The following is a 207-nucleotide window of genomic DNA, read 5'->3' as shown; positions in this document are numbered from 1 at the left end:
CGGCTGTTAACTCTGGGCGGTTGAGGTAGCCTCTAGCCAATCCATCCCCACCAATGTGCAATTCGCCCGGTACGCCTACGGGTACAGGTTGCAGATTGGCATCAAGGAGATAAAATTGGGTGTTGGCAATTGCCCCTCCTATCGACACCGACCCAGAACCTGGCTGTACTTGGGATACCGCTGACCAGATGGTGGTTTCTGTCGGAC

At 55.1% G+C, this 207-nt stretch carries 1 protein-coding gene; it reads right to left on the bottom strand.

Annotation, left to right across the window (positions count from 1 at the left end):
* On the bottom strand, nt 1–207 hold a 207-nt coding region (locus AABK37_RS42610; RefSeq protein ID WP_432557337.1), incomplete at both ends, for an AMP-binding protein.

It is taken from the genome of Tolypothrix sp. VBCCA 56010, from assembly GCF_050875635.1.
Taxonomy (GTDB): Bacteria; Cyanobacteriota; Cyanobacteriia; order Cyanobacteriales; family Nostocaceae; genus Hassallia.
The sequence above is the reverse complement of the archived record's forward strand: the minus strand, read 5'-3'. Positions and strand labels throughout refer to the sequence as shown.